General features: G+C 62.6%; 5 protein-coding genes and 1 rRNA gene (1 of these 6 only partly in view). All 6 read right to left on the bottom strand.

The features are described from left to right. Positions 1 to 172, bottom strand: a 16S ribosomal RNA gene (locus tag ACTPOI_RS09635); it reaches 1,361 nt to the left of the window's first position. Between the two features lie 171 nt (positions 173 to 343). Beyond that, complete coding sequence (locus ACTPOI_RS09630; RefSeq protein WP_440108412.1) at positions 344 to 589, bottom strand: hypothetical protein; 246 nt, start codon at positions 587 to 589, stop codon at positions 344 to 346. A gap of 156 nt (positions 590 to 745) precedes the next feature. Then, positions 746 to 1,711 carry a glutathione synthase gene (gshB, locus tag ACTPOI_RS09625; RefSeq protein WP_440108411.1) on the bottom strand — a complete coding sequence of 322 codons (966 nt, stop codon included), beginning with the start codon at positions 1,709 to 1,711 and terminating at the stop codon, positions 746 to 748. A 103-nt stretch (positions 1,712 to 1,814) separates the two neighbouring features. Beyond that, positions 1,815 to 3,002 (bottom strand): benzoate/H(+) symporter BenE family transporter, encoded by a 1,188-nt coding sequence (locus tag ACTPOI_RS09620; protein WP_440108410.1) that lies wholly within the window; start codon positions 3,000 to 3,002, stop codon positions 1,815 to 1,817. Between the two features lie 273 nt (positions 3,003 to 3,275). Then, the gene (locus ACTPOI_RS09615) at positions 3,276 to 5,144 is read right to left on the bottom strand and encodes a potassium transporter Kup (RefSeq protein WP_440108771.1); all 1,869 of its coding nucleotides are present in this window, start codon (positions 5,142 to 5,144) and stop codon (positions 3,276 to 3,278) included. 284 nt (positions 5,145 to 5,428) lie between these two features. After that, positions 5,429 to 6,724, bottom strand: a complete 1,296-nt coding sequence (gshA, locus tag ACTPOI_RS09610) for a glutamate--cysteine ligase (RefSeq protein ID WP_440108409.1) — start codon at positions 6,722 to 6,724, stop codon at positions 5,429 to 5,431. Positions 6,725 to 6,783: the final 59 nt, after the last annotated feature.

Here is a 6,783-nt window from a genome sequence, read left to right as displayed (position 1 = left end):
ATGCGGTATTAGCAAAGCTTTCGCTCCGTTATCCCCCACTCTCGGGCACGTTCCGATGTATTACTCACCCGTTCGCCACTCGTCAGCACCTTGCGGCCTGTTACCGTTCGACTTGCATGTGTAAGGCATGCCGCCAGCGTTCAATCTGAGCCAGGATCAAACTCTACAGTTCGATCTTGATTTTTTTCGCTCTTTCGAGCAACTCATAATTAAGAATTGAAGTGAACTTCACTTCTCTCTCATGAGCGTTTGTAGTGCTAAGCACTAGTTCCAAAGAACTTGGCACTCGCCATCAAACGCCCACGCTTATCGGCTGTATGTTTTTAATGAACCGGATCACATTTCAGACCGAAGTCTTTCTTTGCTTTCCTGACTTAGCTGCGATCAGCTGAGCCTTGAATTCTAGCACGGTTTTTAAAGCACCGTCAAAACTTTTTTCTTTCTCTTCAGATTTTTGATCCCGTCGCAAGCCGCCGTAGCAACCCAAAACAACACCAAACATCCGCTGAGCGAAGCCTTGAATTATATACCGGTTTTTATCCCGCTTGCAACTCAATCGCTTCCTTTTTTGCACCACCGCCAGACACAAGGACCGGCTTCAGCACAACCGCCGACCACACCCCGGAATCAAGCCCCAGAGCGCCTTCAGCAGCCCCACCGCTTCGATCAACCCTTGCAGGCAGCTCTCAGTAGCGAAGCCCTCGACTATAGCACTGAAATCGCTCGCTCAGCAAGAGATGAGGAATTATTTGGCGGCAGATGGGGCGGCCCCGCAGGCAGCCTCCAGGGCGTCCACAAAGAGCGAGGCCACGTCGCATCCCGTCTGATCAAAGATCTCCTGGAAGCAGGTGGGGCTGGTGACGTTGATTTCAGTGACGCAGTCACCAATCACATCTACCCCGGCCAGCAACAGCCCGCGCGCCTGAAGAATGGGGCCGAGCGCGTTTCCTATTTCCTGATCCCGCGCAGACAGCGGCCGGGCTACGCCCTTGCCGCCCGCCGCCAGGTTACCGCGCACTTCACTCCCCTGAGGGATGCGGGCCAGACAGAAAGGCACCGGCTTGCCGCCGATGATGAGGACGCGCTTGTCGCCATCGGCGATCTCGGGCAGAAAGCGCTGCACCATGACGCTCTGTGCGCCTTCCCTGTTGAGCGTTTCGATGATGCTGCCGAGGTTGCGCCCGTCGGGCCCCACGCGGAAGATCCCCATGCCGCCCATGCCATCCAGTGGCTTGAGGATGATGTCCTGATGCTCTTCATGGAAGCGGCGGATGTCGACGGCGTCGCGCGTGACGAGCGTGGGGCCGATGAACTGCGGGAACTCCAGGATGGCCAGCTTTTCGGGATGGTCGCGCAGCGCGCGCGGCTTGTTGAAAACGCGGGCGCCTTCGCGCTCGGCCTGCTCCAGCAGGTGGGTGGCGTAGAAGTACTCGCTGTCAAAGGGCGGGTCCTTGCGCATCAGCACCGCGTCGAAGTCCGCCAGTGCCATGCTCTCCGGGGTATTGGCCGCATACCACTCCACCGAATCGCCCGTCAGGCGGATGCCGGTGACCTGTGCCGTCACACGCCCGCCGCGCTGCCACATGACCTGGCGGGGCTCGCACACAGCCAGGGTGTGCCCCCGGCGGGCAGCCTCGCGCATCATGGCGAAGGTGGTGTCCTTGTAGATCTTGAAGCTTTGCAGCGGGTCCGCAATGAAGAGCAGTTTCATGTTCTGAATGAGAAAGAGGGGTAGACCACAGGACACGCATGGCGTATCCCGGAGGGCGCCAGTCGGCGGGGGCGGGATCGCCGAGCGAAACAGGCGGTCTGCGCTAGCCGCGCGCCACCGGCGGATTTCGGTACTGTTGCACAAATAGCGCAAAGCTGCCGGCCACCACGCCCCAGAAGGCCGATCCCACCCCAGCGATCACCACCCCGCTCAGGGTGACGAGAAAAGTGATGAGTGCGGCTTCACGGTGCGCCTCTCCACGCAAGGCAGTGGCCAGGCCTTTGGCGATGGTCCCGAGCAGCGCCAGACCGGCGATGGCTACAACGAGTTCCTTGGGAAACGCTGTCAGCAGCCCGGTGATGACGGCGCCAAATAGCCCGATGGCTACATACAGCGCGCCGCAGGACACTGCCGCGGTGTAGCGCCGATCACGGTCCGGATGCGCCTCGGGGCCCATGCACATGGCAGCCGTGATGGCGCTGAAGTTCAGCGCATAGCCGCCAAACGGAGCCAGAACCAGTGTGGCGACGCCGGTCAGGGTGAGAAGCCGCGAGATGGGCAGGTGATAGCCCGACGCACGGATCACGGCCACGCCGGGCAGGTTCTGCGATGCCATGGTGACCACAAACAGCGGCACGGCCAGGCTGATGAGTGCTGCCACGCTGAACTGAGGCGCCACAAATACCGGCATCGCCAGTTCCAGCTGCACGGCCGACCACACCATGTGCCCCTGCACGGCGGCAAACACAATGGCTGCCGCCAGCGTGATGACCACGGCATACCGCGGCGCCCACCGGCGCGCCACAAGGTAAACCACCAGCATCGTCAACACCAGCGGCAATGCCGTCTGCGCCGCAGCAAACGCCTGCAACCCAAACCGCGCCAGCACCCCGGCCAGCAAGGCCGCGGCGATCTCGGTGGGGATGCGGTTCATCACCCGCTCGAACCATCCGGTAATGCCGGCCAGGGTGATGAGTGCCGCGCTCACCATGAAAGCGCCCACCGCTTCACCCATCGAGAAACCGCCCGCGAGCCCGGCCGTGGCCAACACCGCAGCGCCCGGGGTAGACCATGCCACCATCACCGGCTTGCGCAGGATGAGCGACGGCACCAGCGTGCACAGCCCCATGCCCAGCCCGAGCGCCCAGATCCACGACGTGATCTGGGCGGGTGTGGCGCCAAAGGCCTGTGCAGCCTGGAACACGATGGCGACCGAACTCGTGAAGCCCACCAGCACAGCCACGAACCCGGCCGTGAATGTCGAGACGCTCAGGTCTTTGAAAAATTGCATGGGCTGGATTCTGGCAGCGGCGACAAAAGCGCGAGCCAGGCTGCAAACCCCTGCCGCAGCACCTGAGGCATGGACAGGCTCACCTTTGCAGCCAACGAAGCGCGCGCGGTGCGTCGCAGGCTGGCTGGGCAGGCGCCAGCCCCTCGCCGCTGCTTGCTGCCGACCTTTCATGCGGCACCACCCCGCCAACACCAATGCTATATTTTTGATAGCACAAGGTGCAATTGATATCTGGACTTGCGGCCAAAAACACCTAAATACTGCCCGCGGTGCTCAGATTTCGATCTTTGAGCCCAGTTCGACCACTGCGTTATTGGGCAGATGCAGGAAGTCTGCGGCCCCGCTGGCGTTGTGGTGCATCTGCGCAAACAGCTTTTCGCGCCACGGCGCCATGCCACCGCCGATGGACGGAATCACGGTGTCGCGCGAGAGGAAGTAGCTTGTGGTCATGGATTCGAGCTCGCAACCGCGGCCGCGCAGCAGCTCCAGGGCGCGGGGCAGGTCGGGATCGTTCTTGAAGCCGTAATGGATGGTGACCTGCCAGCAGTCGTGACCCAGCGCTTCCACCTGCACCCGCTTGTCCAGGCCGATCCACGGCACCTCGTGGTTGTGCACCGTCACAAACAGGTTCTGCTGGTGCAGCACCTTGTTGTGCTTGAGGTTGTGCAGCAGGGCATTGGGCACGGCGCCAGCCTCGGCCGTGAGGAACACCGCCGTGCCCTCCACGCGGGTGGGCGGGCTGATGAACACCGACTCCAGAAAACCTTTGAGGTCGATGGCGTCCGCGCGCAGCTTTTCATTGAGCAAAGCGCGGCCTTCCTTCCACGTCATCATCAGCGCAAACACGATGCCGCCGATCATCAGCGGGAACCAGCCGCCCTGGAACAGCTTGAGCAGGTTGGATGCAAAGAACGCCAGGTCCACCACAAAGAACGAGCCCGTGGCCGCCACGCACAGCGCCAGCGGGTAGCCCCAGCCATAGCGGATCACGAAGAACGTGAGCGTGGTGGTGATCAGCATGTCCAGCGTGACGGCAATGCCGTAAGCGGCCGCCAGGTTGCTGGAAGAGCGGAACATGACCACGGCGAGCACGATGGCAACGAACAGACCCCAATTGACCAGCGGCATGTAGATCTGCCCGGTGTCGCGCACGCTGGTGTGCTGGATATTGAGGCGCGGCAGGTAGCCAAGCTGGATGGCCTGCTTGGTGACGCTGAACGCGCCGGTGATGAGCGCCTGCGATGCAATCACCGTGGCCATGGTCGCCAGCACCACCAGCGGGATCAGGGCCCAGTCGGGCGCCATCATGTAGAACGGGTTTTTCACGGCCTCGGGCTCGGCCAGCAGCAGCGCGCCCTGGCCAAAGTAGTTGAGTGTGAGCGCCGGCATGGCTACGCCAAACCACGCCAGGCGGATGGGGCGCTTGCCAAAGTGGCCCAGGTCCGCATACAGCGCCTCGGCCCCGGTCACGCACAGCACCACCGCGCCCAGGATAATGAAGCTCGTGCCCGGATGGGCCCACATGAACTGCAACGCGTAGTGCGGGCTCATGGCCCACAAAATCTCGGGGTGGCCGACGATGTGCGACACGCCCAGGGTGGCAATGGTGATGAACCACACCAGCGTGATGGGCCCGAAGAACTTGCCGATGCCGCTGGTGCCGCGCTTTTGCACGGCAAACAGGCAAAACAGCACCACCAGCGTGATCGGGATCACGTACTGCTTGAAGTGGGGAGATACAACCTCCAGGCCCTCGACCGCCGAGAGCACAGAGATCGCCGGGGTGATGACGCCGTCGCCGTAAAACAGCGATGTCCCAAAGATACCCACCGCCAGCAGCACTGAGCGCAGCCGGGGTTTGTCTTTCACGGCCTGCGAGGCCAGAGCCAGCATGGCAATGAGGCCGCCCTCGCCGTGGTTGTCGGCACGCAGCACCAGCACCACATACTTGAGCGAGACGATGACCGTCAGTGTCCAGAAGAAGATCGACAGGATGCCGTAGATGTTGTCAGTGGTGAAGGGGACGTGGCCCGACCCGAAGACCTCCTTGACGGCATACAGCACGCTGGTGCCGATATCGCCATAGACCACACCGATGGCACCCAGCGTGAGCGCTGCGAGCGATGACTTGGAGCTTTGCACTGACCACCCCCGCGCGCCAGGCGTGGCGGGGTTCCGTAACATGAGGGAGCGCTATTGTGCGCCTGAGGCAGGTCAAGCGTCTGGAGTGGGCGCTCCATGTTGCGGCGCAGCAACTGGGCTTGGCAGGCGTGCTGCAGCGTGGCAGGGCGGGGCAGAAATGCGGTGGGACTTCAGTCTGCAGGAGGCCTGCGCGCCCTCCGAAATCCGTCTCGGAGGCGGCACACCCGCGTGCGCCTCCCTGCGTTCACCGCCAGGGAGGCACGAGGGAGGCTGCAACCAGTCTGTCAGTCGTACACCTCGGCGTCCGGGTTGGTCGCCTCGAGCTCGTAGCTGGCCGCCAGCATTGCCAGGCGGGCGACCACGCCATACATATAGAACCGGTTGGGCGCGCTCACGCCTGGGCGCATGCCGGGCTGGGGCATGTGCGTGCTGTGCTCGAACGCCAAGGGCACGTAGCTGGAGCCGGGTGCGTTCAGGCTCTCGTCCACGCCACGCTCGGCGTGCATGCGGTAGAAGCCGCCCACCACGTAGCGATCCATCATGTAGACCACCGGCTCGGCCACGGCTTCGTGCACGCGCTCCTGGGTTAGCACGCCTTCCTGGATGATGACGTCGTTGACCTGCTGGCCGTCCTTGATGATGGCCATCTTGTTCTTGGTCTTGCGGTTGACGGCGTCCAGCTCCTTGGCGTCGCGCACGGTCATGATGCCCATGCCGTAGGTGCCGTTGTTGGCCTTGACGATGACGAACGGCTTTTCGTTGATGCCGTATTCCTTGTACTTGCGGCGCACCTTGGTCAGCTGGGCGTCCACTGCCGTCTGCAGCGCGTCCATGCCGTCACCGGTGGCAAAGTCCACGCCGTCGCACTGGCTGAACAGGGGGTTGATGAGCCACGGGTCAATGCCCAGCATCTTGCCAATGCGCTTGGCCACTTCCTCGTAGTTCTTGAAGTGGGTGCTCTTCCTGCGCACGCTCCAGCCGGCGTGCAGTGGCGGCAGCAGGTACTGCTCGTGGATGTCTTCCAGGATGCCCGGCGCGCCAGCGGTCAGGTCGTTGTTGAGCAGGATGGTGCAGGGGTCGAAATCCTTGAGGCCCAGGCGGCGCTTGGTGCGCACCACGGGCTCCAGCGTCACAGACTCACCGTTGGGCAGCTCGATCAGGGTCGACTTCTTGATCTCGGGGCTGATGGAGCCCACGCGCACATTGAGCCCGGCCATGTTGAAGATGCGCTGCAGCTGCACCACGTTGGCCAGGTAGAAGGTGTTGCGCGTGTGGTTCTCCGGAATGATCAGCAGGTTGCGCGCCTCGGGGCAGATCTTCTCGATGGCGGCCATGGCGGCCTGCACGGCCAGGGGCAGCATCTCTTTGGTGAGGTTGTTCCAGCCGCCCGGAAACAGGTTGGTGTCCACCGGGGCCAGCTTGAAGCCGGCGTTGCGGATGTCGACCGATGTGTAGAACGGCGGCGTGTGCTCCATCCATTCCAGCCGGAACCAGCGCTCGATGGCGGGCATCGAATCCAGGATGCGCTGTTCGAGTTCGTTGATGGGCCCCGTCAGGGCCGTGATGAGATGCGGAACCATGGAAAGCCCTCGGGATGCAGATTGCGGTCGATTGTAGGGATGTGGGGCCCGGTGGCCAT

This window comes from Acidovorax sp. BL-A-41-H1 (assembly GCF_051942715.1).
Note: the sequence above shows the minus strand (reverse complement) of the source record. Positions and strands in the feature narration are given on the sequence as shown.

What these genes read in the sequence shown, in the direction of transcription:
- gshA (WP_440108409.1), bottom strand. Translation starts at nt 6,724, where the DNA reads ATGGTTCCGCATCTCATCACGGCCCTGACGGGGCCCATCAACGAACTC.
- gshB (WP_440108411.1), bottom strand. Translation starts at nt 1,711, where the DNA reads ATGAAACTGCTCTTCATTGCGGACCCGCTGCAAAGCTTCAAGATCTAC.
- ACTPOI_RS09620 (WP_440108410.1), bottom strand. Translation starts at nt 3,002, where the DNA reads ATGCAATTTTTCAAAGACCTGAGCGTCTCGACATTCACGGCCGGGTTC.